24 protein-coding genes and 1 pseudogene are annotated in these 23,735 nt (G+C 69.4%); 14 read left to right on the forward strand and 11 right to left on the reverse strand.

Annotated elements, in window-relative coordinates; genetic code table 11:
• Positions 1-442: 442 nt before the first annotated feature.
• Positions 443-1,279, reverse strand: a complete 837-nt coding sequence (locus tag MYMAC_RS26480; protein WP_095960097.1) for an aminoglycoside adenylyltransferase family protein — start codon at positions 1,277-1,279, stop codon at positions 443-445.
• Between the two features lie 401 nt (positions 1,280-1,680).
• Between MYMAC_RS26480 and MYMAC_RS26485 the strand changes: the two genes are divergently transcribed.
• Positions 1,681-2,118 (forward strand): hypothetical protein, encoded by a 438-nt coding sequence (locus tag MYMAC_RS26485; RefSeq protein WP_013941909.1) that lies wholly within the window; start codon positions 1,681-1,683, stop codon positions 2,116-2,118.
• Between the two features lie 83 nt (positions 2,119-2,201).
• On the opposite strand, the gene MYMAC_RS26490 is transcribed toward MYMAC_RS26485, so the two are convergent.
• Positions 2,202-3,260: a hypothetical protein gene (locus MYMAC_RS26490; RefSeq protein WP_095960098.1), complete on the reverse strand. Its 1,059-nt coding sequence runs from the start codon at positions 3,258-3,260 to the stop codon at positions 2,202-2,204.
• Between the two features lie 457 nt (positions 3,261-3,717).
• Here MYMAC_RS26490 and MYMAC_RS26495 point away from each other — a divergent pair, with 457 nt between their 5' ends.
• From MYMAC_RS26495 to MYMAC_RS38005, 3 genes are all read left to right on the forward strand, one after another.
• Positions 3,718-4,380, forward strand: a complete 663-nt coding sequence (locus MYMAC_RS26495) for a hypothetical protein (RefSeq protein WP_095960099.1) — start codon at positions 3,718-3,720, stop codon at positions 4,378-4,380.
• 13 nt (positions 4,381-4,393) lie between these two features.
• Positions 4,394-4,603, forward strand: a complete 210-nt coding sequence (locus MYMAC_RS26500) for a hypothetical protein (RefSeq protein WP_095960100.1) — start codon at positions 4,394-4,396, stop codon at positions 4,601-4,603.
• A 239-nt stretch (positions 4,604-4,842) separates the two neighbouring features.
• Entirely contained in the window at positions 4,843-5,040 is a 198-nt protein-coding gene (locus MYMAC_RS38005) for a hypothetical protein (protein WP_239989673.1), read from the forward strand.
• Between the two features lie 155 nt (positions 5,041-5,195).
• Here MYMAC_RS38005 and MYMAC_RS38435 read toward each other — a convergent pair.
• Positions 5,196-5,465 (reverse strand): annotated as a pseudogene (locus MYMAC_RS38435) (helix-turn-helix transcriptional regulator); the annotation flags it as partial.
• Positions 5,466-5,609: 144 nt separating this feature from the next.
• Here MYMAC_RS38435 and MYMAC_RS26510 point away from each other — a divergent pair.
• From MYMAC_RS26510 to MYMAC_RS26520, 3 genes are all read left to right on the forward strand, one after another.
• Positions 5,610-6,617, forward strand: a complete 1,008-nt coding sequence (locus MYMAC_RS26510) for a copper resistance CopC family protein (RefSeq protein ID WP_204816960.1) — start codon at positions 5,610-5,612, stop codon at positions 6,615-6,617.
• A gap of 143 nt (positions 6,618-6,760) precedes the next feature.
• Positions 6,761-7,198: a GFA family protein gene (locus MYMAC_RS26515; RefSeq protein ID WP_095960103.1), complete on the forward strand. Its 438-nt coding sequence runs from the start codon at positions 6,761-6,763 to the stop codon at positions 7,196-7,198.
• A 155-nt stretch (positions 7,199-7,353) separates the two neighbouring features.
• Positions 7,354-7,869 (forward strand): putative immunity protein, encoded by a 516-nt coding sequence (locus MYMAC_RS26520; protein ID WP_239989026.1) that lies wholly within the window; start codon positions 7,354-7,356, stop codon positions 7,867-7,869.
• Between the two features lie 64 nt (positions 7,870-7,933).
• Here the strand turns inward: MYMAC_RS26520 and MYMAC_RS26525 are convergent, their stop codons facing one another.
• Both MYMAC_RS26525 and MYMAC_RS38015 read right to left on the reverse strand, forming a co-directional pair.
• On the reverse strand, positions 7,934-8,845 hold the full coding sequence (locus tag MYMAC_RS26525; RefSeq protein ID WP_095960105.1) for a PilZ domain-containing protein: 912 nt from the start codon (positions 8,843-8,845) through the stop codon (positions 7,934-7,936).
• A 102-nt stretch (positions 8,846-8,947) separates the two neighbouring features.
• The gene (locus MYMAC_RS38015) at positions 8,948-9,622 is read right to left on the reverse strand and encodes a hypothetical protein (RefSeq protein ID WP_239989027.1); all 675 of its coding nucleotides are present in this window, start codon (positions 9,620-9,622) and stop codon (positions 8,948-8,950) included.
• Positions 9,623-9,923: 301 nt separating this feature from the next.
• On the opposite strand from MYMAC_RS38015, the gene MYMAC_RS26535 reads away from it, so the two are divergent.
• Genes MYMAC_RS26535 through MYMAC_RS26550 form a run of 4 tightly spaced genes read left to right on the forward strand, consistent with a single transcriptional unit; the run spans position 9,924 to position 13,180 of the window.
• Complete coding sequence (locus MYMAC_RS26535) at positions 9,924-11,012, forward strand: fatty acid desaturase (protein ID WP_095960106.1); 1,089 nt, start codon at positions 9,924-9,926, stop codon at positions 11,010-11,012.
• A 3-nt stretch (positions 11,013-11,015) separates the two neighbouring features.
• Positions 11,016-11,738 carry a hypothetical protein gene (locus tag MYMAC_RS26540; protein ID WP_013941918.1) on the forward strand — a complete coding sequence of 241 codons (723 nt, stop codon included), beginning with the start codon at positions 11,016-11,018 and terminating at the stop codon, positions 11,736-11,738.
• On the forward strand, positions 11,731-12,807 hold the full coding sequence (locus tag MYMAC_RS26545; protein WP_013941919.1) for a YheT family hydrolase: 1,077 nt from the start codon (positions 11,731-11,733) through the stop codon (positions 12,805-12,807). Before MYMAC_RS26540 ends, MYMAC_RS26545 begins: the two co-directional genes overlap by 8 nt.
• Positions 12,728-13,180: an acyl-CoA thioesterase gene (locus tag MYMAC_RS26550; protein WP_239989028.1), complete on the forward strand. Its 453-nt coding sequence runs from the start codon at positions 12,728-12,730 to the stop codon at positions 13,178-13,180. Before MYMAC_RS26545 ends, MYMAC_RS26550 begins: the two co-directional genes overlap by 80 nt.
• 21 nt (positions 13,181-13,201) lie before the next feature.
• On the opposite strand, the gene MYMAC_RS26555 is transcribed toward MYMAC_RS26550, so the two are convergent.
• The 5 genes from MYMAC_RS26555 to MYMAC_RS26570 all read right to left on the reverse strand — a co-directional run bounded on the left by MYMAC_RS26555 (position 13,202) and on the right by MYMAC_RS26570 (position 18,695).
• Complete coding sequence (locus MYMAC_RS26555; RefSeq protein WP_095960108.1) at positions 13,202-14,653, reverse strand: NAD(P)/FAD-dependent oxidoreductase; 1,452 nt, start codon at positions 14,651-14,653, stop codon at positions 13,202-13,204.
• A 116-nt stretch (positions 14,654-14,769) separates the two neighbouring features.
• The gene (locus MYMAC_RS37280) at positions 14,770-14,922 is read right to left on the reverse strand and encodes a hypothetical protein (protein WP_013941922.1); all 153 of its coding nucleotides are present in this window, start codon (positions 14,920-14,922) and stop codon (positions 14,770-14,772) included.
• The gene (locus MYMAC_RS26560; protein WP_095960109.1) at positions 14,919-16,376 is read right to left on the reverse strand and encodes an aKG-HExxH-type peptide beta-hydroxylase; all 1,458 of its coding nucleotides are present in this window, start codon (positions 16,374-16,376) and stop codon (positions 14,919-14,921) included. Before MYMAC_RS26560 ends, MYMAC_RS37280 begins: the two co-directional genes overlap by 4 nt.
• Complete coding sequence (locus MYMAC_RS26565; protein WP_095960110.1) at positions 16,373-17,851, reverse strand: aKG-HExxH-type peptide beta-hydroxylase; 1,479 nt, start codon at positions 17,849-17,851, stop codon at positions 16,373-16,375. The genes MYMAC_RS26560 and MYMAC_RS26565 overlap by 4 nt, the downstream gene beginning before the upstream one ends.
• Positions 17,852-18,221: 370 nt before the next feature.
• The gene (locus tag MYMAC_RS26570) at positions 18,222-18,695 is read right to left on the reverse strand and encodes a GNAT family N-acetyltransferase (RefSeq protein WP_013941925.1); all 474 of its coding nucleotides are present in this window, start codon (positions 18,693-18,695) and stop codon (positions 18,222-18,224) included.
• Between the two features lie 322 nt (positions 18,696-19,017).
• On the opposite strand from MYMAC_RS26570, the gene MYMAC_RS26575 reads away from it, so the two are divergent.
• The 3 genes from MYMAC_RS26575 to MYMAC_RS26585 all read left to right on the forward strand — a co-directional run bounded on the left by MYMAC_RS26575 (position 19,018) and on the right by MYMAC_RS26585 (position 22,278).
• Entirely contained in the window at positions 19,018-19,275 is a 258-nt protein-coding gene (locus MYMAC_RS26575) for a hypothetical protein (RefSeq protein ID WP_043712031.1), read from the forward strand.
• Positions 19,276-19,557: 282 nt separating this feature from the next.
• Positions 19,558-21,075 (forward strand): ricin-type beta-trefoil lectin domain protein, encoded by a 1,518-nt coding sequence (locus MYMAC_RS26580; RefSeq protein ID WP_239989029.1) that lies wholly within the window; start codon positions 19,558-19,560, stop codon positions 21,073-21,075.
• A gap of 189 nt (positions 21,076-21,264) precedes the next feature.
• Entirely contained in the window at positions 21,265-22,278 is a 1,014-nt protein-coding gene (locus tag MYMAC_RS26585) for a metallophosphoesterase (protein ID WP_013941928.1), read from the forward strand.
• Between the two features lie 76 nt (positions 22,279-22,354).
• On the opposite strand, the gene MYMAC_RS26590 is transcribed toward MYMAC_RS26585, so the two are convergent.
• Positions 22,355-23,251, reverse strand: a complete 897-nt coding sequence (locus MYMAC_RS26590; RefSeq protein WP_095960112.1) for an NAD-dependent epimerase/dehydratase family protein — start codon at positions 23,249-23,251, stop codon at positions 22,355-22,357.
• Positions 23,252-23,735 lie beyond the last annotated feature (484 nt).

Here is a 23,735-nt window from a genome sequence, read left to right on the forward strand (position 1 = left end):
GAAGCAGGAGGTCAGGGACGACGAGGACTGGCGGTGCCGCCCGAGAGCACGCAGCGAGCGGGCGCGGGGCCTCGCTCACCGACGGCATATCGCAAGCCCGCCGCGGATACGCCCAGCGAGAAGCACGCCTTCCACTCCATGGAACTTGACCCAGGTTCCTGGAACATCGTCCCGGACCATGAACGGGGTCCGGGCGTGCCGTTGGTCCGCCACGGCCCGACGCCGAAACCTGGCGGCACCGTGCTGAACAGCACGGCCCCATCACGCATGCTGACCAGGCACGGCTCGAACCGGCCAGGCAGGGCGTCGTGGACGCGGAACATCCCCTGCCGTGCGCCACGATTCGTTGGCGCCCCAGCCGCCCTCACATGAAGTGGACCACTCGCCCACTCGAGGTGACATTTGCCGGGGGGACGTCTAGAGGCAGGAGCGCCCCCTCCCCTCACGTGTTGCGTTGGGTTCCGCGCGGTGACGAAAGGTCGGCCTGCAACGCCCGATACATTTCCTCGAGGGTCGCCCTGGCGTAACGAACGAATGCAGTGACTTCTGGGCCCCGGCTTGCCAGGTCGTCCTGTGCCGCTCCCAGGTACGCCGCCCGCGCGTCGCGCATCACTGCCCGGTGTTCATCTGGCAGGCGTTCCATGGCCCTCTGTGCCGCGACGTCCTTGGGCGCGATGGCGCCCGTCGACAGGCTGAACCCAATGCGCGCCAGCGCGAGCACCACGTTCCTTTCGTCCCCACGCCAGTCGGCGGGCTCGTTCCATTGGAGCACGGTGTCGTAGAGCGCTCGCGCCAGATCGACCCGGGGTACGGGGTCGAAAAGCTCGATGGCGGGCGCGCCGTGCAAGCAGACGCTGTGTTGCCTTGCCTTCGTGAGCAGGATTGCCACGTCGTGGTCCACGACGGCGGGATGAACGTGGCCAGCTTCCAGCTCCGCGCGGAGCCATTCGCCGAACTGCAACTCGCGCATCGGGGGGTATCGCCACGGGACGACCGCGTCCCGGACGACCACGGTCACCTCGAGCGGGCGGAGCGACTCACGTGTCACCGGCCACGCGGAGACGGTGAGCAGGTCCCGCATCAACGCGCCTCGAATCGCGTCCGGCAGTGGGGCGCTGACGGTAACCAGGAGGTCGATGTCGCTCTGGGGTCGCAGCCCGCCATCCACCGCCGAACCGAACAGGTGGATGGCCTGCAGCGAACGGGCGAGTCTTTGCCCAATCACCGAGCAGGCACTCGAAACCTGCTGGGCGATATCGGCGGGCAAGGATGCGTTCATGGCAGCACGTGTTGGATGGAATGATGTCGGCCCTGGCGTCACGGTTCGAGGCCGGCGAGCGCCGCCACGAAGGGCTTGGTATCGGCCGTGAGCCTGACTCCGGCGGCCTTCCGAAAGTAGCGTGGAGACGGGAGCAAAGCCATGTTGGGAGTGCTCCACATGACGCTCCGGCGCCACGAAGGACCTTGTGTCCTTCAACGATGGCTTCGGCACACTTGCGCCGCCAGGTTGGCCGTGCCCTGGCTGCGTGGGGCCTGAGCGCCCAGCGCGCCGGGCTTCGCACCGGGACGTCCTCGCCGCATGACGAAACCATGACAAAGCGATGGAGGCCCCATGGCTCTTCACCTGGAAGCCACGCAGTAGGTTGGTTGCATTCCCTGACCTGCACTGGGGCACCTTCCATGCGTGTCATCACCCCTGGCCTCCTCGTGGCGGCCGTGACGGAACTCTCGTTGTCGAGAAGTGCGAAGCTCGTCCGGCTCAAGGACGTGGTCGCCTGGTGTGAGTGGAAGGGGGTGGATTGTCAGGGCGACGGAAGTCGGCAGCAGGCGCTCTGGGACGCGGACCGCGAGGAGGCTCGAGGAGAGAGCCGGCTCCTGAAGTTCAAGAGCGGTGAGTGCAAGCAGTCGCGGGTGGGCTGGGCACTCAGGCCCCACGCAGACAGGGCACGTGAGGCCGCGGCGCTCCTGGGCTGGCGCGAGCAACTGTGGGACGGCGAGAAGTGGGAGTGGCTCGGAGGCAGCCCGCCCGTCGTGACGCGACGCCCCCCTCCCCGGCACGAAAGGGGCGGCAGCGAGCCCGGCACGGACGACTCCGCTCAAGGCCCGCCGCCAGGCTGACGCGGACCGCGGCCCCGCGATGGTGGCCCTCCCGCCGTCGGCCGGGAGGGGCGCCACGGGACTGGCGCCCCGCGAGTGAATCGTTACTCGAAGAGGGAGAGCTGCCCCAGCGAGCGCAGCTCCCCTGTCGTCCCCTGTGGGGTGGCCCGCACGCGGACCTGCGACACCGGCGTCGTGCCCGTCAACTCCAGCTCCAGGAAGGGCTGCACGCCACTGTCATCAAGCAGGTTGGCGAGGGGCATCCACTGGGTGCCGTCGACGCTCCCCTCCAGCACCAGCTCGCTCACGGTGCCCGACACCTCGAGGTTGCGCAGCACGGCCTTGCGAGGCACCACCGGGCGCGAAAGCTGTACGGCGACCTCCCGGACACCGTTCTCGAAGAGCACGAGCCCGCCGAGGTCCCCGTTGGTGATGCGGCAGGGAGGCTCGGCGTTCAAGAAGGTGCACGCGGCGCCACGGCTTGCCGGGACGAGCGCGCGGCGGGGCAGCGCCACATCATCGCTGGAGTAGGCGAGGCCAACCGTCACGCCCCCTGCCTCGGCGGCACGCTCGACGCCGATGGAGGCCTTGAGCCCCTCCTCGTCCTCGAGGACGTAGTCGCTCAGGTGGACCGGCGAGGAGGCGGGACGCACCTGCCAGGCCACCGTGACGCTGGAAGGGCCGACGGACAGCACGTGCTCGTCGTTCCCGGCGCCGTGAGTGGCGGACAGGGGCCGGAAGCCCACGCTCACGCCCTGCGCCTCCTCGGCGGCCGTCGGCGCGCCGGTCCACTCCTGGAAGGTAGGTAGCGCCACCTCGGACTGTTGGATGAGAAAGTACGCCGAGAGGCTCCGTCCTTCAGCCTGCGCGGGCGAACGGGCGATGAAACAGCGCGCGATGCTCCCGCTGCGGGTGTCCGCCCCCAGCAGGTCGAGCTCGAAGGAACCGTCCGCCCGGGTCTTCACCGTCTTCCAACTCGCCGAGAAGGCCGCGAACGCACACGAGGAGTTCTCGCTGCGGTAGAGCTTCACCAGCGCCTCCGGGAGCGGCGCGCCAGCCTCGTCAACGAGCCGCCCACTCAGGACGATGTCCTGCTCGTTCTCAACCTTGCTCTCGGTACAGCCACCCAGAATCGCCATGACGCCCATTGTCAATGTGCGCATCCAACGCATGAGAATCCCCTCCTCTGATGAGCCCCGCGGCCACTGCAAAATCGGTGCAGCAGGCCGCTCGCTCTCGGAGCGAGCGCGAGCGCCCAGTGGACTCTGACACAGCCGTCATGGCGCGGCCCCTACGCGGGTGCCACCTGCGCTTCGCGAAACGCCGCCAGGTCTCAGAGACACTTCGAAGCCCGAACCCTGAAACCATGCGACATCCTCGACTGGCTTCTCCGATGTCGCCTGGGGGCACGCCTTGGGTCTCGACGGCGCCGTGCCGTTCAGCGAAGGCCAATGGCTCAAGCAGCGCCTCCGCCCGGGCCCGCGTCCGCTCGATGTACACTGCCATTCGCCCGTCCGCCTGCCGTCCACCTCGACGCGAACCGCTCCTCCTGTCTCGGCCCTGGAAACGACCTCCGCCGCGGCCCTCCCCCTCGGACCGGGGACAGGCTAAGCCCCACCCATGGCGAGCACGACCTGGAGCGAGGACCTGAAGAGCCTGCTGGATGCGATGGACGTCTGGGCCCGGCAGCGGGGCTGGCGGCTGGTGCGCGAAGCACCGCTGACCCGTGAGGAGGTGGACGCGCTGCCCCGCATCCTCACAGGGTACCCGTACGCGCTTCCGACGCCCTACGTGGAAGAGGCGTTCGTCGTCCCGGACAGTTACCGGGCGTTCCTGATGCTGCACCGCGAGGTCCGCCTGGAGCACCAGCCGGACGACGAAACGTGGGAGACGTATCGCCCGCTCCATGTCTGGGCACCCACGATGGACTCCCTCACGAGCGCCTGGACTCCCACCGGCACGACGGTGGATGACCGGGAAATCACCACCACGGACCTCATCGCCTTCGCCGACGCGTACATGGGCATCGAGGCCTCGCGCTGGTGCTTCTACACCCGCACCGCGCCGAAGGACGGGGAACTCCCTGTCTACTTCGAGGACAACGACTACGAGGCGCTGGCCGGCCACTACGTGGATGACGGCGAGTGGTTGGACTCGAACGACCCGATGATGTTTGGTTTCGAGAGCTTCGAACACTGGTTCAAGAAGCTCTGCACGGTGCTCCGGCGCGAAGACCTGGACCTGGAGGACCTCACCGCCGTGGGCAACGCGATGCAGGAATAGGCGAACCAACGGCGTGCGCTGGGATGGCGGCGACTTCGCCAACGTCTACGCGAAGGATTTGACCGGCACCTATGTCGCCTGTCGCTCCACCTCGCCCGGCATGATTGCGATGGCGCGCGCGCTGAACAGCGACTCCTACATCCATTTCGAGTGGGACACCCTCGGCGTTTGCACGGCGCTCAACGTCGTCACCTCGTCGTACCACGCCCCGAAGACGCCGTAGCCCCTTCTCAGGGTCCGCCCGCCGTCGGTCCTGGCCCAGGCCGGCCCATGGGGGGCCGTTCCTCCTGGTGGTAGAAACGCGCCCATGAGTCCCTCCCGCCTGTGGCCCCTCGTTGGCGTCGCGGCCCTCTCCGCAGCCGCCGGTTTTGGCACCTCGACCTGGCTCGGGTCCGCGGATGCGAGCGACATGCGCTCCGACGCCCTGGAGCCGAACCACCTGCCGAGCCGGACGCGCAGGGCGTGGCCGCCTTCAGCCAGGGACGACGGCTGGTGAAGAACGCGGTGGCCGCCGCTCGCTGGAGCGAGACGCAGCGCCAGGAGTTGCGCGCGCCTGTGCCCCAGCTCACTCCAGAGCAGCGGGAGGACGTCATCCGCACGCTCCTCGTCAGCATCAACAGCGGCAAGATGAGGGTGGAGCCCGTAGGCGCTCCCTTCTGATGCACGCTGCGCGAGCGTCCGGCCGCGGCCGTCCTCCCCCATCGTTTCCGCGCGCGCCGCCTCGGGCGCCATGCCCCGCACGACGAATTCCTCGGTGGAGGTCGCGCGGTGGAACACCAACGCCGCGTCCACGCGGAGGACTCCTCCTGGAGGTGCCGTCTGCCCTCGGGCGTCAGCGTGCAGGACTTCGCGCGGCGGTTTTCCTCCGACACGCCGCAGTCCGCCGTCACCCAACCCCGCAGCGGCAGCCGATGCAGCGCCGGATACAAGGAGCCCGCCCCCACGCGCAGCGCGTCATCCGCCATGTGCCGGGGCCGGGCCGCCATTACGTAGCCGTGCAGAGGCCCGCCCGTGAGCGCCTCGAGGATGAACGAGGACGGCGCCCTACGGCATTCCCTCCTCGACAACAGAAGGTATGCCCGCATCAGGAGTGCCCCTGGCCGAGGCGTGCGCAGTCCTTCACACTGACAAGCGTTGGGATTCAACGCTCAGCGACCCTCCCATGGTGGTTGAGCGGAAACGGGAGACGAGCCATGCGCGGACACGCTGCGAAATGGAGCACGATGGGGATGTTCCTCTTGGGAATCGGCGTGCTCGCGCCCGCGTCGGCGCTTGCCTGCGCCGCCCCCAACTGCCTGCTGGGAGTGCGCTTCCCCCTCCCCGAGGACGGAGGTGTGGTGCCCGCGAATGTCCCTGGGCTGGTGACGGTGCCACCACTGCTGGAGAATGTGGACGCTTCCACCGTCCGGCTGCTGCTGCCGGACGGAACGCAGGTGCCCGCGACCGTCACCCCAGGCGCGCACCAGACGCAGGTCCTGGTTCCGGACGCGCCGCTGGAGCCAGGCACCACGTATCGCATCGAGGCGACGGGCGTCTGTCAGCACCAGCCGGACCAGGCCGGATCCACGACCTTCACCGCAGGCCCCGCGCTCCCCCTGCCTACGACCACCGGCACCCTGACCGTCGACATGCCGAGCCAGGGCAACTTCAACGTGTATGGCGACTCGACCTGCGGTGACAGGCGGGTGGAGGGGAACTTCACCACCCTGCGCTTCACACCGTCACCCGAGCTGCTGCCATTCCTCCCATGGGTGCATTGGACGGTGGAGGTGGATGGCGAGCCCTGGTCGTTCGCGAAGCACGGCGGGCTGACCGCCCAGGGGGAGGAGAACTTCGAAACGCGCCGCTACGAGAACAACCGGCAGTTGCTCTTCCTCTACACCTTCTGTGGTTACGTGGGCTGCGCTGACGCCTACCAGCAGCCGCCGGTCCCCAGCCTCCCGCCTGGACACCACACGGCGACGCTCAAGGCGACGCTGGAGCACGCGAACCTCACGCTTCCCCCCGTGAGCGTGGACTTCGAGGTGGGCTGCGCCGCGCAGAGCACGTACGCGGGCACGGCCCTGATGGCCGGGTGCTCGGACGGTGGGACCGAGCCCGAGCCCCCGCCTCCTGAGCCCGAGCCGGTCGACTCCAAGAAGGGCTGCAGCCAGACCGGAGGAGGACTCACGGTGCTGGGGCTGCTCGCCACGCTCTGGCTCTGGAGCGGCCGGAAATCCCACCACTCGAACGGCTGAGCCGACGACCTCACGGGCGGACGCGCCTGGCGCCTGAACGCGGCGCGCCAGGGGCGCCCGGCCCGAATGAAACCTGACATACTCCTGTCACGAACCGGGGCCATAACTCGCTCATCCGACGCACTCACCCGGAGCACACCGTCATGAGCGAAACCCCCTCCATCTATTCCCACAACCTGAAGAAGTACGTGGGTGGCTGCCACTGTGGCGCCGTCCGATTCGAGGCCGAGCTGGACCTCGCGGAGCCGATGAGCCGCTGCAACTGCTCCATCTGCACGAAGATGGGCGGGACGACGACCCAGGTGCCCCCCAAGACGTTCCGCGTCCTCTCCGGAGAGGAGCATCTGGGCGAGTACCGGGTTGGAGACAGTCCCAACTTCCGCAAGTTCTGCAAGCGCTGTGGGGTTCAGTGCTTCGGCGGCGGCTACGTGGAGATGCTGGGGGGCACGTTCGCCAGCGTCAACGTCGGCTGCCTGGACGGCGTGGATGTCGCCCTGCTCCGCATCCAGTACTGGGATGGCTACAACAACAACTGGGAGGCCGGCGCGCGCCCCCAGCCCTGGCCTCTGCATCAGGCCTGAGACGCCGACGGGCCGGCTCCAGCTCCTCCGGCACCCGAGGCCGTTGCGCCCGTTCCCTTGCGAAGCCGCATCGTTCGTGGTGAATGCCCGGGATGGGCGGCACAGGAACGACTGTGGGACACACGCCTGCTGAGTCGGACACACTCGAGCTTGGCATGCATGAACTCCGCGAGGTCGCAGGCTACGCGGCGACCTGCGCTCGGGCAGCCTTGGCGCTCTTCGAACGTGAGCGCCCGGGCGATGAGCGCCCACGGGTTGCGATTGAAGCCGCGCAGGCGTTCGCGGAGGGAGCCGCGAGAAGCAAGGTGCTCCGTGATGCAGCCTGGGCAGCCCAACGGGCGGCGCAGGCCGCGCGCGACGCAGGCCAGGCTGCCGCGAGCGACGCCGCGCGCGCGGCACTCGCCGCGGCCGGTGCGGCGTTCCTCCACCCCCTGGCGAAAGCCACTCAGGTCAAGCACATCCTCAGCTCCGCCGCGCACGCGGCACGAGCGCTCGAGCTCGGCGGAGGAGACAATCCAGCCGTGGGCGCCGACCACATCGAGCGGTGCCGGGCCCTTGCATCCCCCGTCGTGGTGGACGTGCTGAAGCGCTACCCGGACGCACCGGCTGGCGGTGGGCGGGTCGGTGAGCTTCTTCGCGAACTCGATGTGGCGCTGCGCCGACAGGATTGAAGCCGGGTCATGGCGCGAACCCTGGCTCAGGGCCCATCGCCTTTCCGTTCCAGGCAGCTCCCTCCTACCTGCCTGGACGTCCTGACGCGGCCAGGAGGAGGCGCTCCACCGCGTGGAACACCGCGGCCGCATTGGCCGGATGCCGCACGTACGCTGCCGGATTCAGATGGGAAAGCCGCCCCACCAACGAGTCCGGCCCGCTCACGTTCACCATGACGGTGCGCGTACCGATGCGGGCCGCGGACGTGAGGACATCCAGGGCTGAGCTCGCATCAACGACGATGAGGGGCACGGGCGTGTCGCTCTTCGTCACCACATGGATGCCCTTCTGCGTGAACAGCTCCGTGACGAGCGCCATCAGCCGGGCATCCGAGAGCCGCACCAGGACGAGCGGCCGTGTGTCCACCTCCACGGCCTCCGCCGCCTTGGCTGCGGCAGCGGGCGCGCCGCCAAGCTCGCGGACGTCCGACGTCAGCAACTCCCGTACGTCCGTCCGCAGCACGTTGCGCACGCGATTGAGCAGCGAGGCGTCCTTCACCAGCAACGCCTTCAACCGTCGCTCGCCCTCGGCTGGGAGCTGCGTGAAGGCCACGCCCATCCCCTCCTCGCGGGACCAGGCGACCTGCCCCTGGGCGACGAGGAGCTCGGGCGCATCCGGCAGCGTGATTCGCAGCTCCAGCATGCTCCCGACTGGCAGCGCGCGGGAGGTGCGGATGGCCAGCCCCCCCGCACCAATGTTCTTGCTGTAGGCACGCACCACGTCGTCCTGGGTGGCGAACGACAGGTCGAGCACGGCCTCCACCCTCGCTGGCCGGATGGGGAGCGCGCTCCCCTCTTCCGGCAGCGCCCCCAGCTCCAGGAGGACGTCGCGGAGCAGTTCCAGGCGCTGCTCCTGCTCGGCACTCAGGGGCCGCTTCTGCTGCAGGCCCAGCAGCGCGGTGTATTCGTCGATGGCGCGTGCGCTCTGGCTTTCCATGCGGGCGTTCCCTGGGCGGCGGTGGGCGTGGTCCGTCAAAGGACCTGGGGTAGCAGGGGGTCGGCCACGTGGCCGTCGCCCCCAGGTTCCATGACGTGAACTTCAATCACCTTGTGAACACCCCCTCCGCTCAAAAATGCCGCTTCTTCTGCGGGGCCCCCTTTCCGAAAACGAGCCCGCTGAGGACTGCGACGAGGGGAAGCTGAAGCTCGGGCTCGAAAGGCCGATGGAGCCCCACGCCTCCGAGCCCATCTCCTGGGTGGCGTCGTCGTCCTGCAGCGAGGCCGCCGTGGACGCGACGTGGACCTCCTCGGGGTCCTTGTCCGACAGCAGCCCCGTCTCGGGCGCCGGCGCGCCAGGGGACAGCAGTGTCTTCATGCTCACGACGTTCGGCATCCCCAGCACGCTCGTGCTGGAGTCCGCGCCCACGAAGGCCGACTGGCTTATCGCGCCCGGGAATTCCACCAGGTGGAGGTCCGAGGCGTGCTGCCGCACCACGGTGGGCACCAGCGCGTCCACTTGCGGGACGACCAACAGCTGGATGGCCTCCTGGTTCTTGGCCAGGGTCGTGTCCACCATACCGACGCCCGCCACCCAGCACGTGCAAATCCCGAGCGCGTGCGGGGAGTCCGGAACCGAGGTGTCATCCAGCCAGGCCCGCCTCCACGCGTGGGCACGATGGGACTCGAAGTCATCCCCCAACTCCGCGGCGAGGCCCACGTACAGGCGCACGTCGTCGAGGGACAGGCGGCCCCGGTCCACGCCCCTGCGAACCACGGGCTCAAGCCGCGCGCGGGTCCACCCGGCAGGTTCCGAGGTTGATGGGCGGCGTGGAGCGCTGGCTGCGGCTTTGAAGCGGGCCTGGAGCTCCCGCGGCACCTGCCCGCCCGCGCGCACGCCGCGCCAGGCGCCGCCAGACACTGTCTGCTGCCTGACAGGAAATGGCTTCGGGCGTGAACGCCGCTCGTCAAGGCCCCCCCCTACCCCGGACTTCCTTGATTCAAGAATCAACGCGCGTTATGTCGAAAATCCCCAGCTTGAATCGCCCTTGGGGGAGGTCTGGGGACTCGGGGCAGCCATGCCATCTGATGCATCCAATGATAGCGATTCTCGCGCCCTGCCCCAGGACTGGCGGGCGCGCACCCAGCGGAGCGTGGTCCAGCTCGTGGGCTGGGTGGGCGCCTATGTCCTGCTCGCGGGGGGGAGTTATGCCTGCCTCGCGCGGTCCGTGGTGGGAGGCGTGGCGCTGGCGGTGCTCGCGGGCGTCGTGCTGGTCCGGGTCTTCATCCTCCAGCATGACTGTGCCCACCGCTCGCTGTTCCAGCGGCCCCTGACGAATGACCGGGTGGGCATGGTGCTGGGCCTGCTGACGCTGGCGCCGCATGCGTACTGGCGGGCCATGCACCTGGTCCACCACAGCAGCAGCGGAGACCTGGACCGGCGCGGCGTGGGCGACATCGTGACGATGACGGCCAGGGAGTACCTGGCGCTCAAGCCCTCCGAGCGCCTGCGCTACCGGCTGTACCGGCACCCCGCGGTCCTCCTGGGCGTGGGGCCCATCTTCCAGTTCATGCTGCGCTTCCGCATGCCGGGCATCGTCCCCAAGGAGCGCGGGCCCGAGCGCCGCTCCATCCTGGTGACGAACCTGGCGCTGCTGGCCGTCCACCTCGCGTTCCTGGGCCTGGGTGACTGGCCCCGGTGGCTGGGGGTGCACCTGCTCATCACCCAGGTGGCGGCCGGCCTGGGCATCTGGCTGTTCTACGTGCAGCACCAGGTGGAGCAGCCCTACTGGGTTCCCCGTGCGCAGTGGTCCTTGAAGGGCTCGGCGCTCCAGGGCAGCAGCCACCTGCGCCTTCCGCGCGCGCTCGAGTGGCTCTTCGGCGCCATCAACCTGCACCACGTCCACCACCTGAAGCCCCAGGTTCCCAACTACCTGCTGCGCGACTACATGGAGCAGCATGGCCTGGCTGAAGAAGGCGTGAAGCTGGGCCTGCGCGAGTCGCTGCTCGCCTTCCGGCTCAAGGTGTACGACGAGGCCACCGGAAGGATGACGGGCTTCCCCCCTGTCCCCGCGGTCCAGGGCAGGCCCCCCGTGACCGCCGCGCCCTCCATCGAGCCGTCAGGTCACCTGGGCCGCCTGCTGACCTTCTCCGGCGAGGAACGCTGAACCATGCCTGATTACGTCCATGTCCTCCTCGGACTCGCGCTGGGGTATGTCATTGCCTCGTACGTCGAGTCCTTCATGCACGAGTACGTGTCCGACGCGCGCCCGAAGGCGGTGCGCTTCTGGAGCCGCGCGCCGTGGCTGTTCCGGCCAATGCTCAACACGCACTTCTCCCACCACACCATCCACCACGTGCGGACGTACCGGAGCAGCCACGTGACGCAGTTCCGGAGCGAGGAGGAGAAGCAGAAGCTCACCGAGGAGCTGCTCCAGCGGGGCAAGCACGGGCGGACCATCATCAACGGCGCCTATGCCACCCGGCTGCACGGCGAGGGCGCCTTCGTCTTCGTGGCCCCGCTGGTCATCTTCTTCCCGGTGTTCTACTTCACGCTCAAGCCCATCGCCTTCCTGGCCGGCTGCGTGACGCTGCTGCTGCCGCCCTTCATGAGCCACTTCGTCCACCCCTACCTGCACCTGCCCTTCGAGGAGGGACAGCGCACCGCGCCCCGGTGGCTGGCGTGGCTGCTGCGGACCCGCTACCTGCGCGCCGTCTACCGCAACCACTTCCTGCACCACCGCTATGGCGGCGTGTCCAACTTCAACCTGGTGCTGGGCGCGGACATCGTGCGGCGGCGCACCCGCGTGCTGACGGAGAAGGACCTGTCCGTCATGGCGGAGGTGGGCATGCCGCTGCCCGAAGAGGCCCCCACGCGGACCGTCCATGGCTGAGCACGCGAGCGTCTTCCACGTCCCCTGGTGGCTGCGCTTCTCCCACGTCCAGACGGTGGTCCCGCACCTGGACCGGCGCCGCCACGACGTGTCCACCGAGCACCTCCGCCACGAGCTGGCGGACGGTGACTTCGCGGACGTGTACTGGCTGAACCGGACCCGGACAGGCCCCCTGTTCATCCTGCTGCCCGGCATGCAGGGCACGCAGGACTCCACCTACGTCCGCAGCCTGCTGTCGGAGCTGTCCCGACGTGGCCTGCGCGCGGCGGTGTTGTGCCACCGGGGCGGCGCGGTGCCCAACCGGCGGGCGCCCTTCTATCACGCGGGGTTCACCGAGCACCTGGCGTGGCTGGTGCGCTTCGTCCGGGAGCGGGAGCCGCACACGCCGCTGTACGGGGTGGGCTTCTCGCTGGGCGGCAGCATGTTGATTCGCTACCTGGCGGAGACGGGCCACGGCAGCCACCTGTCCGCCGCGGCGGCCGTGTCCCTGACGTTCTCCCTGGGCAGCACGGCCCGCCGGGCCTGCGAGGGCATCAACCAGCTCTACCAGCTCCGCGTGTTGAACTCGTACAAGCGCGTCGCGCGGCTCAAGGCCCACCTGCCGGAGTACGCCTCACGCCTGGGGACGCTGAGCGCGATGCGCAGCATCCAGGCCTTCGACGAGGTCTTCACCGCCCCCCTGCATGGCTTCAAGGACGCGGCGGACTACTACGCGCGGTGCAGCAGCCGGCAGTTCCTGCCAGGAATCGAGGTGCCCTTCCTCGTGCTCAACGCCGAGGACGACCCGCTCGTCGCCCGGGACACGCTCCCCGACGCCCGCGCGCTTCGCGAGCACGTGCGGCTGGAGCTGACGCCGCACGGCGGGCACCTGGGTTTCATGTATCAGCACGCCTCCGGGCTGGGTTACTACCCGCCGGCCCGGCTCATCTCGTTCTGCCTGCAGGAGAAGTCCGAAGCACATGAATCTCTATCTCAGGATGTTGTGGGTCATGCTCTCCTCGCTCTGGAAGCCGGAGATGCGCGTGGACGCGTTGACGAGCACGCTGGAGCAGCGCGTCCTGCTCAATGACCTGGACCTGAACCTGCACATGAACAACGGGCGGTTCCTCACCGTCTGTGACTTGAGCCGGGTGGACCTGTTCATCCGCACGGGCCTGCTGGCGCTCATGCTCAAGCAGAAGTGGGCGCCCATCATCGTGCGCCACACCATGGACTACAAAAAGCCGCTCCGCCCGTTCCAGAAGTACACGGTGTCCATGTCCATTACCCGCTGGGACGAGAAGTACTTCTACGCCACGCACCAGTTCCTCTCGCGGGGGAAGGTGGTGGCGGAGGGCGAGTCCACCGCGGTGCTGCTGGGGCGCGAGGGCGTCGTTCCTCCAGCCAAGGTGATTGAGGCCGTGACGGCCCGGCAGAACGGTACGGCGGTGGAGCGCCGCTGAGCGTCCGGGCCTGGGCTCGCGTCACGCCCAGGCCCTGCGGACCTCCGCGTAGTAGTTGCGGAAGAAGGGCACCATCGCGGCGCGGTTGCTGTCGACGATGGCCAGCAGCTCCGGGGGCAGGACGAACTCCTCCTCCCCCAGCGCGTCATAGAGGGAGTCCAGCATCTGCTGGTAGAAGCGCGGGAAGGCCCGGTGCCAGCCCACCTTCGGCAGCCGGATGCCGTGCTCCCAGCCCATGGCCAGGTAGTGCTTGAGCGCCTCCGCGCGCGCCTCCTTCAACGTGTAGAGGGAGATGGGCTTGCGCTCGGGCAGGAAGTCCTCGGCGACCAGGCCGCCCTGACCGCACATCCGCCGCGCCAGGTGCTGGCCCAGCAGCGGGGAGAGGAACAGCCCGTCCCGGTACGTGCCCGTGAGCAGCCACAGGCCCTCCACGGACGTCGGCCCGATGAGCGGGCACGTGTCCACGGTGACGGGCCGGTTCCCCGCCTGCCAGGCGACGAGCTGCGCGGCGCAGAGGTCCTGGTCGATCTGCTCCAGGACGCACTCCAGCAGGAAGTACATGTCCGCGGGCGTGGTGTGCAGCATCGGCCGCGCCATCAGGATGTTCGTCGCCCCGAAGTAGAGCTGGCCGCCCTCGCGGGGCAGGCCGTGAAGGCCACAGGCGAACGCGCGGTTCGGCGTGCGCACCACGTGCTGGAGCGCCGGCTTCGGCACCTGGAGCAGCAGCGACGTCCCGCCGCCGCTGAAGATGCGGGGGATGCGCCGCGCCAGCTCCGGGAGCTCGTCGAGGACGGCCTGCGTCCCCACGCCCATGGCCAGCACCACCTGCGCGGCGGCCAGCGCGCGGCCATCCTCCAGCCGCACCCCCGTGACGCGCCCGCCCTGGACGTCCAGCGCCTTGACGGCTCCGTCCACCACGCTCACCTTCGGCGACTGCTCCAGGGACAGGGAGAGCGCGCGCAGCAGGCGGCTGGCGTCCACCGAGCCCTCGCGGGGCAGGAACAGCGCGTGCTTGGGGCGGCAGTCCTCCGCGGGGTTCAGGCCGGGCACCTGGTTGGGGTCCAGCAGCTCGTGAGGCTCGTCCTCGTCCTTCACCGCCTGCTGGATGGCGATGAAGTTCTCATCCTCGATTGTCCCGGACTTGGCGTTGCTGAACACGATGGTGCCGGGGCGAACGTGCACCCGCGCAGCTTCTGGCAGCTCGCCATTGAGCTGCTCCAGCCAGGAGGGCCAGAGGCGCGCGGCGAGCACGCCCTTGGCATGCTTCGCGCGGCCCGGCGCGGTCCGCAGCAAGGGGGCCGTCACCTCACCGTAGCAACCGAGCATCGCTCCCGCGGCGGGAGAGGCGCCTGCGGGGCGGCCCTGGGGCCCCACCACCGCGATGCGCAGCCGGGCGTCCAACAGCGTCAAGGCACGCGCGGTCGCCAGGCCCAGCGCGCCGTTGCCCGCGACCACGATGTCATAGGTGTCCATTCGCTCGCTGCCCTCGACGGCTCGGGTGGGGGTGGCAGGGTGCCCGCCGTCCCCGGCTCGGGCGAGCGCGGAAACGGCGGGCGGACCTTCAAGGCATCAGACGGACCCGCTGAGGGTCAGTCCTCCTTCTTGGACGTGTCGTTGACGATGTAGGGCGGCCACCACTGGCGCTCCGCGCTCGACCCACACGTCACGCTCGGCTCCTGGAGGCGATCCTTCTCGGACACCAGGTTCTTCACGGTCTCCAGCCACTGCGATCCGTTGTTCATGCCACGTCTCCTTGTTGCCGTGTTGGCTCTACGAGGGAACTGCGTACTAGTGACTCGAGCCCCGAACGCAACTGTCGGCGCGCCTCGTCCGGGGCCATTCTCGCGCCGACAACCTCGAGGTAGGCCCGCTCCATGTCGGAGTAGGCCCGGCCATCACTGAGCTCGAAAATCAGCCACGCATTCAAGTCCAGCCAGTGGATGCGCGGCGCGGCCGGTGAGAACACCATCAAGCACTCGCCCTGCTTGGACGCGCGGACCCGCAGGCCCTGCGCCTTGCGGAAAGCGGCCCGCGCCGGCGGCTCGGTCCGGGGCCCGGCGGCGTCGCGGAAGAGCGCGCGGTCCACGGGCGCTAGCGCCTCGTGCTGCCACCGGATGAACTCGCGCCCTTGCGGCGTGAGCAGGTGCGCCCACTCCGTCAGCAACATCTCCCCCAGGAAGCGGGCCCGGTCCACGGAGCGGCCAAAGGGCGAGGCGCCGTCGTTGTTCACCACCGACGTCGCGTGCGGGCGCGAGACGTACGTCGAGGGGTCTCCGAAGCGCTCCTTCAGCGCGGGGTCCGCCGTGAGCGCGGCCGCCTTGAAGAGCGCGAGGTGGACGTACACATGGTACGAGAACACCGCGCGGACGCTCGTCCAGCGGATGTCACGCCAGGGGACCTGGACCGTCTCTTCCGGCCTGGCGACGAGCGCCACCGAGCGCGTGGCGTCGAAGAGCTTCATGTGAAGCCCTTCGTGCAGCAGGCACCCGGCGATGTCCCAGGGGTTCCCGAGCTCGTCCGGCGCCAGGAAGATGGTGGAGGGCGTCAGGTCACCGCCCGCGGCGGACAGGACGGTGCCGCCTTCCAGGCGGGCGCTGAGCAGCGCGATGGCCTCCACGTGCGTCAGCGCGCTCGCGCCCGAGTGCGGCAGCAGGCGGGAGAGCAGCTCGATGGAGTCATCGAGGATGCGCTGCGTCCTGGCGTCCGGGCTGAGGAGCTTCCCGCCGCTCCTGGACTTCGCGCCGAAGACGCCGTCGAACGCGGCGTGCAGCGCCCGTGCGTACGCGTCCGCGGGCTGGGCCACGTCCCACAGCCACTTGGGGACCTCCGCGCCCACGCGCCAGCGCGACGGCATGCGAGACTCGCACAGGCCCAGCGGCAGCGCCTCCAGCGCGCCCGGCAGCAGCTCCTCCAACGGGTGGGGCGACGTCAGCCGCCCCGCCTCCAGGTCGGAGAAGGCCTGCTCCAGCGTCAGGCGCACCAGCGGGTCGAAGAAGACGCGGCGCGCGTCCGCGTCACCGAGCGCCTCCACCGCGGCCACGCTGCGCGCCAGGGACGGCAGCCGCTCCGCGAAGAGCTCCACGCCGAAGCGATAGCGGGTCAGCACCTTGGCCAGGATGCGCGGCGAGTCCCCGAACGCGGGGTGGCTCGACAATGCCCGGTCCGCCGTCTGGATGACGTCCAGGGCGTCCGTCACGGCGCGCCTCCCTCGGCGACCTGCACAATCATCCCGCTGGACTCCAGGCCCCGGAGCGTCGGCGCCAGTTGGGCCCAGGCGCGCTCGACGCCCAGTCCCAGCGACGAGGTGTACGAGGAGAGCAGCTCCTCCTCCGTCTTGCCGTCGCACAGCTCGAAGGCGAGCCAGGCCGGCAGGTTCAGCGTGACGATCTTCTGCGACGCGGGGTCCAGCGCGAACAGCACCTCCGACGCCGGAGAGCGGCGCAGGGAGAGGTCGCGCCCCTGCCGGTAGCGCACCGAGGACGGCGCCCTGCTCACGTCGGCCGAAGGCGGCGCGGCGCGCGGAGCCGTGTCGTCACCGGGCACGTCCTCTACCAGGGGGCGAATGGTCTCCCAGAGCCACGCGACGAGCTCGCGCCCGTAGGGCGTCACCCGGTGCGCCAGCGGGCCCGCCAGCGCCGAGTGCAGATACGCGAGCCGCTCCTCGGCCCGGGCGTAGGGCTTGACGTCGTTCTTCACCACGGACATCGCGTGGGCTGGCGCGTCGTAGTCCCGGGGCGCGCCGAACTCCTCGTGGCAGTCCGGCCCCACGTGCTTCACGGCCTCGCGGAACACCTGCATGTGCGCATACGCGTGATAGGCGAAGAGGCTGTTGGACAGCGCCGTCTTCCGCCCCCACGGCAGCTCCACCAGGTCATCATCCGTCACGATGGCGCCGGTGCGGATGAGGTCGGAGAGCTTGAGGTGAATCGCCTCGTGCAGGATGTGGCCAGCCGTGTCCCACGGGTTCGCCAGCTCCTCCGGGTCGATGAAGATCATGCACGGCGTGCCGTCACCGCCGGAGCCGGTGAGCATCCGGCCCCGTGGGCCCCGGATGTTCGCCACGGCGATGCAGTGCAGGTGCAGGAAGACGCTCCGCGCCATCTCCGGTACCAGCCGCCGCAGCAGCTCACAGGCCCGCTCCAGCCCTTCCACCATCCCCGGCGTCGGACGGATGATCTCCACGCTGCTCTGCGCCCCGGGCATGAACCCGGTGCGGATGCTGTCGCGCAGCAGGTCCCCGACGCGGGAGGGCGAGTCCGGGAGGTCCCAGACCCACGTGCGGCCAGAAGGCCCCACCGCGAAGTCACGTCCCATCGCCCTGCGGGAGACGGACATGCCACGGCCCTCCGCGAGCGAGTCGAGCGCCTCACCGAGCAGCGCCGGGAAGGTGTCACGCACCGCGCCAACCGGCCCCGTCGTCTCCAGCTTGCTGATGGCCGACTCCAGCGCCGCGCGCACGAGCAGGTCACCGAACAAGACATTCACGGACGCGGTGTCCAACGCCTCGACGCGCTCCGTCAGCGCGCGCAGCCGCTCGTCGTGGCGCGACAACACCTCCAGGACGAACTTGTAGCGTTCAATGACACGCAACACGATTTTCGACGAGTTTCCAAATGGCTCCTGATGCTGGAGCCGGTGGTCGAGCTGCTGGATGACCTCAATTCGTTGCACGCTGCTCTCCCCTCGGATGACAGGCCCACAAAAATCCGCCATCCCGGCATAAACAGCATTTCATAATTCAAGGTATCAACGCCCGACGCATGTCACAAGCACGGGCTGGGAAAACCGGAAGTCTTGCTGGAAAGAAGTTGTCTGGGTGAAGCCGCGCCGCGTCGGCGCGCCGGGTCGAGGCGCTGGCGGACCCCTCCTGGGTCAGACACCCGCCGGTGCGGGTCCAGGAGGCCCCGCGGCCTGTCATCCCGCCGTGAGCGCGAGGCTGGAGCCAACGGTGCGCTGGCCCCCCCTGGTGACGAGGGCTATCGGTCGGCTGCGCCGTTGAGGGCCTCGTCATCCGTGGGCGCGTTGGTACACGCCACCCGACTCACTCCTGATTGCGGACATAGACGTCCGGGTCATGGACTTCCATGAAGCTCGCGGGCGCCTTCAATGGCTGAAAGCCATGACGCGCATAGAGCGAGTGGGCATCCCGCGTGGCGAGCAGGAACCGCCGGAGCCCCCGCAGGTCCGGATGCGCGAGCAGCGTCTCCATCATCCACTGGCCCAGGCCGCGCCCCTGGTGCGACTCCAGGACGAAGACATCACAGAGATAGGCAAAGCTGGCGCGGTCGGTGACGACGCGGGCGTAGCCCACCTGGCCTTCAGGCGAATAGAGGCCGAAGACGAGCGAGTTCCGGGCGGCCCGCTCGACGGTATTCCGGGGGATGCCCGGGGACCAGTAGGAGCGGGACAGGTAGCCATGGACGACGTCCAGGTCGATACGGGCCGGGTCGTCGGAGATAGCGAAGCCGTCACCGCGGCGGACTTCGTAGGGCGTGGAATCGATAGGAGAGCGCATGGACGTGACGCCATCCTACCGCCCCCGCCACATGTCGCCCGCTGTACCGCAGCCGGGATGCGGCACAGTGCGCCCCGCGCGGCATGGACCGCCCACTGAGCCAGTCAACAGGCCTTTCCTGATTCAACACCTGGTTCCGACTGAGTGTATTTTTGAGGAGGCGGCGTAACAGCCGTCTTGGGCGGCGTTTCGGTGGGGCTGCCAAATTCCCAGACGAGGACACATCCATTATCAAACAGATTTCAGCCCTCCACCTTCGCGTGCGGCCTCGGATAGACTGGCGTCACGTCCCGATGGGCGGGACTGATATCTGGAGACAACGATGCCGACCTGGATGCGGAGCGCGGGACTCGCGGTGGTGCTGTCATGCGGTCTTTGGGGGTGTGGTGGCGTGCAGGAGCCGGAGGCGGACGCCGCGCTTGGCGAGTCCGGCCAGGAGCTCATCATCCCCTGCAGCTTCGAGGACGACTCCGCCTGTCGCAACCGCCGGGACATGATTTGTGACTACAACCAGAGCTACTGCGTGTCCGTCTGTAGCGACGGCCGCGTTTGCCCCACCCACCGCTACTGCTGCAACTGAGCCCGTCCGGTGGCCGGCCCGCGCGTCCCGGGCTGGCCGCCGGGTGGTAACGCCAGTCACCAGGTGAGGGCGGCGGTCACCACCTGTCTGTCAGAAAATTGTGAGAGGGACAGACGTTGACGGCACGCGTCCCCTGAGCGCTTTCGCCTCCACGCTGGCATGCCGCATGCTCATGCGGAAGCGCATCACGCCAGGGAAAACCTCTCACTCCCACGCGCAGGGCAGTCCCCCTGCCCTGGCGTTCGCTCTGCCGCGGGAACCCCACACACCTCCATGAATCGAATGTCTGATTGGCTTTCCACCGCGGCGATGTTCGCCGGCCTCGCCACCCTGACGGGCCTGCCGATGACCGCCGAGGCGGCGGACGACGTGTCACCGGAGATTGTCTCCGCGATGCGCCGGGACCTCGGGCTCACCGAGCAGCAGGTCCACCAGCGGCTCACCTTCGAGGCGAAGGCGCCCCAGTTGGAGCAGACGATGCGCGAGCAGCTCGGTGACGCGTTCGGTGGCGCCTGGCTGGACGCGGATGGCACCCAGCTCATCGTCGGTGTCACCGACGAGGCCCGCCTCCCGAAGGCCCGGGTGCCGGGCGTGAAGACGGTGCGCGTCGCGCGGAGCCTGGCGCGGCTGGAGCAGGTGAAGGCGTCGCTGGACCAGAACGTCCAGGCGCTCTCGCCCGCCATCCACTCCTGGTACGTCGACCTGCCCAGCAACAGCGTCGTCGTGCACGCGGACGACTCCAGCCAGTCGAAGCCGAGCGCGGACGCGTTCCTCCGCGGCAGCGCCGGCCTGAAGGATGGCAGCCTCCGCGTGGTGGCGTCCCGGCACGCGCCGGAGCCCGCCTACGACTTGCGCGGCGGTGACCCGTACTACTTCAGCAACTACCGCTGTTCGGTGGGCTTCCCCGTCAACGGGGGCTTCGTCACCGCGGGCCACTGCGGCGGCGTGGGCACGCCCACCACGGGGCACAACGGCGTGGCCCTGGGCACCATCCGCGGCTCCGTCTGGCCCGGCGCCGACTACGGCTGGGTGGCCACCAACGGCTCGTGGACCCCGCAGCCGTGGGTCAACAACTACGGCGGCGGCAACGTCACCGTCGCGGGTTCCCAGGAGGCCCCGGTGAATGCCTCCATCTGCCGGTCCGGCTACACCACCGGCTGGCGGTGCGGCGTGCTCCAGGCGAAGAACGTCACCGTCAACTACTCCGTCGGTCCCGTGTACAACCTGCACAGGACGAGCGCCTGCGCGGCCGGCGGTGACTCCGGTGGTTCGGTGCTCTCCGGCAACCAGGCCCAGGGCGTGACGTCCGGCGTGGCCGGGACGTGCTCCAACAGCAACCCGGCGACCTTCTACCAGCCGATCAACCCCATCCTGGGCGCCTACGGCCTGACGCTCCGCACGACGGGCGGCGGCGGGAGCGGGCGGGCGTTCGTGTCGCGCCTGAACAACACCAAGTGCATCGACGTGCCCAACTCCAACTTCTCCGACGGCGTGCCGCTCCAGATGTGGAACTGCAATGGCACGAACGCTCAGCGGTGGACCTTCGTCAACGGCACCGTCCGTGCCGGCGGCCTGTGCATGGACGTGGCCTGGGGCAACACGGCCAACGGCACGACCGTCCAGTTGGCCAACTGCAGCGGAAACCCGGCGCAGCAGTTCGTGCTGAGCGGCGCGGGTGACCTGGTCAGCGTGCTCGCCAACAAGTGCGTGGACATCGTGAACCACAACCCGAACGACGGCGCCCGGCTCATCATCTACGAGTGCACGGGCAACCCGAACCAGAAGTGGGACTACCGCTGAGCCGTCCGTTCCACACCGGCCGTGACAGGCGCGCCTGCCCTCATCCTCGAGGACAAGCGGCCTGAGCAAGCGGCCGCGGTGCCCGGAGGCGATTCGGGCACCGCGCGCCGTGGCGGCGTGACACGCTGCGGGCCTCCAGCGCGCCAGGGCCGGCCAGCCCGGGCGCGCCGTGCCTCCGGAGGACGTTCCATGGCCCCGTCCCTGCTCCGTTCGAGCTCCCTGCTCGTGCTCGTCCCGCTGCTCCTCGCGGCGGCCCCGGCCCCCAAGGCTCCAGCCCCGCCCCGGCTGGAGGACACCCTGCCCGACACGTTCTCCGGCGTGGAGCGCGTGGTGGCGGTGGGCGACGTTCACGGTGACGTGGACGCCCTGAAGGAAGTGCTCCGGCTCGCGGGCATCATCGACGCGAAGGACCGGTGGATTGGCGGGAAGACGCACCTGGTGCAGACGGGCGACATCCCCGACCGCGGGGACCAGACGCGGGCCGCGTTCGACCTGCTCATGCGGCTGGAGCAGGAGGCGCTCGCCGCGGGCGGGCGGGTCCACGCCCTGCTGGGCAACCACGAGGCCATGAACATGCTCGGGGACCTTCGCTACGTGAGCCCCGGGGAGATGGCGTCGTTCGCGGACCAGAGCCCCGAAGCGGACAGCGCCGGCTCCCCGCCGGGCCTCAATGGCCACCGCGTGGCGTACAGCCTCCAGGGCCGCTACGGCCAGTGGCTGCGCAGGCACGCCGCCGTGGTGCGCATCAACGACACCCTCTTCGTGCACGGCGGCGTGGCGCCCGGCGTTCCCGGCACGGACTTGAGCGCGCTCAACCGTTGGGTGCGCCAGGACTTCTTCCCCGGCCAGCCGCCCGGCGGCGCCCGGAACCCGCAGGGGCCCCTCTGGTTCCGAGGCTACGCCCTGGGCGAGGAGCAGGAGGCGGGCCCCGCCCTGGACGCGGTGCTTCAGCGCTATGGCGCCCGGCGCATGGTGATGGGGCACACCACCAACCGCGACGGCAAGGTGAAGGTGCGCTTCAACGGCAAGGCGCTGCTCATCGACACGGGGTTGAGCACCGGCTACGGGAGGAACCTGGCGGCGCTGGAGCTCCGAGGCGGCAAGGTCAACGCCCTGTACCGGGAAGGCCCGGTGACGCTGGCCACCGTGGAGACACCGGCCGCGGCGCCTCGCCCCGCGGCGCCGAAGCCCCGAAAGAAGTGAGCAGTCCCGGCGCGCCTGCACACCGCGCCCCACGCAACGTGCAGTCCCATGCACACGCGCGCGGCGCAACGGCATCTCAGTCGAGCGGCATCTCGTCCCGAATCCAGGCCGTGACGGAGTCGTGCTGGGGGGCCCAGCCCAGCTCGCGGCGCGCGCGCTTGCCGCGCACCCGGCTGTTGGAGCCGAAGGAGTAGCGCGCGTGGCCTTCCCCCCACTCGCGGCTGGCCTCCTCCACCGACCAGGACTGGACGGGGCCCAACCCGAGCCGCTGGGCGATGGCCTCGCCAATCTCCGCGTAGGAGGCCTCGCCGTTCTCCACGAAGTAGAAGGCCCCCGCGGGCGCGCGCTCCAGCGCGAGCTGGTACAGCGCGACCACGTCCTGGATGTGCACGTTGGACCAGCGGTTGATGCCCTTGCCGACGATGCGCACCACGCCGCTCTTGCACGCCTGCTTCACCAACGGGGGAATCTGCACGCTGTCCGGACTGAGCCCGGTGCCCGTGCCATAAATCATCGTGTTGCACAGGACGATGCCGCGCATGCCCTCGGCGGCGAGCACGCGGTTGTCCACGGCGTGACGGGCCTGCTTGTCGGGCTCCACGATGAAGGGCGTGTCCTCGTCGAACACCTTGTCGGAGAGCGCGTCGCCCCGGACGTCGTCCCCAATCACGCTGGAGCCGCTGGTGTGGAGCAGTGGCTTTCCGGAGCCCCGCAGCCCCGCCAGGAGCGCCTCCACGGCCTCGGCGTGGTCGCTGCTGGCGGCGTTGATGACCGCATCCGCGCGCTTCGCCTCGGCCGTCAGCAGCGCGCTGTCGTCCAGGGCTCCCAGCACGGGTTCGATGCCCAGCGCGGCCAGACGGTCCGCCTTCGCCTGGTCCCGGACCAGCCCTCGGATGGCGTGGCCCCGAGCCTTCAGCGAGTGGGCGAGCGAGCCACCGATGAAGCCGCTCGCGCCCGTCAGGAACAGTTGCATGGAAGACCTCCAGGTTCAGGGTTGCCGTGCAGTCTGCGCACGCCCCCGCGAAAGCGCCGCCCGTCTCAGCGGGGCGCCGCCATCGAGTCCGGACAGACGGCGGGGAAGAGGGTCCTGGGTGGACTTTCTTCATCATGCGTTCGACAGCGCTGCGTGACTGCTGAGCCAATCATGATGCTTCCGTGAGGATGGCTCCGCCGCGGCTCCCTGCCGTCGAGACACGACGAAAACGGCGGAATCCACGGGAGGGACCGCCGAGGACAACGACTGGCTGCGCATGAAGCCGGGGGAGGCGCCCATCCGCCTCGTCATGCGACGTGAATCCGAGCTCCCGGGCCGGCGGCTGGCCCCGGAGGGTGTTCCAGTCCCGATGTTCGTGCCCGACCGCGAAGCGGGTCCATTGCTGGACATTCCCGAGCTCACGCCCATGAAGGGCGAGCGCCCTCCACGGGGTTGACGACTCCGTCCTCCGGGAGAATCGTCC

The sequence above is a fragment of the Corallococcus macrosporus DSM 14697 genome (genome assembly GCF_002305895.1).
Classification (GTDB): Bacteria; Myxococcota; Myxococcia; order Myxococcales; family Myxococcaceae; genus Myxococcus; species Myxococcus macrosporus.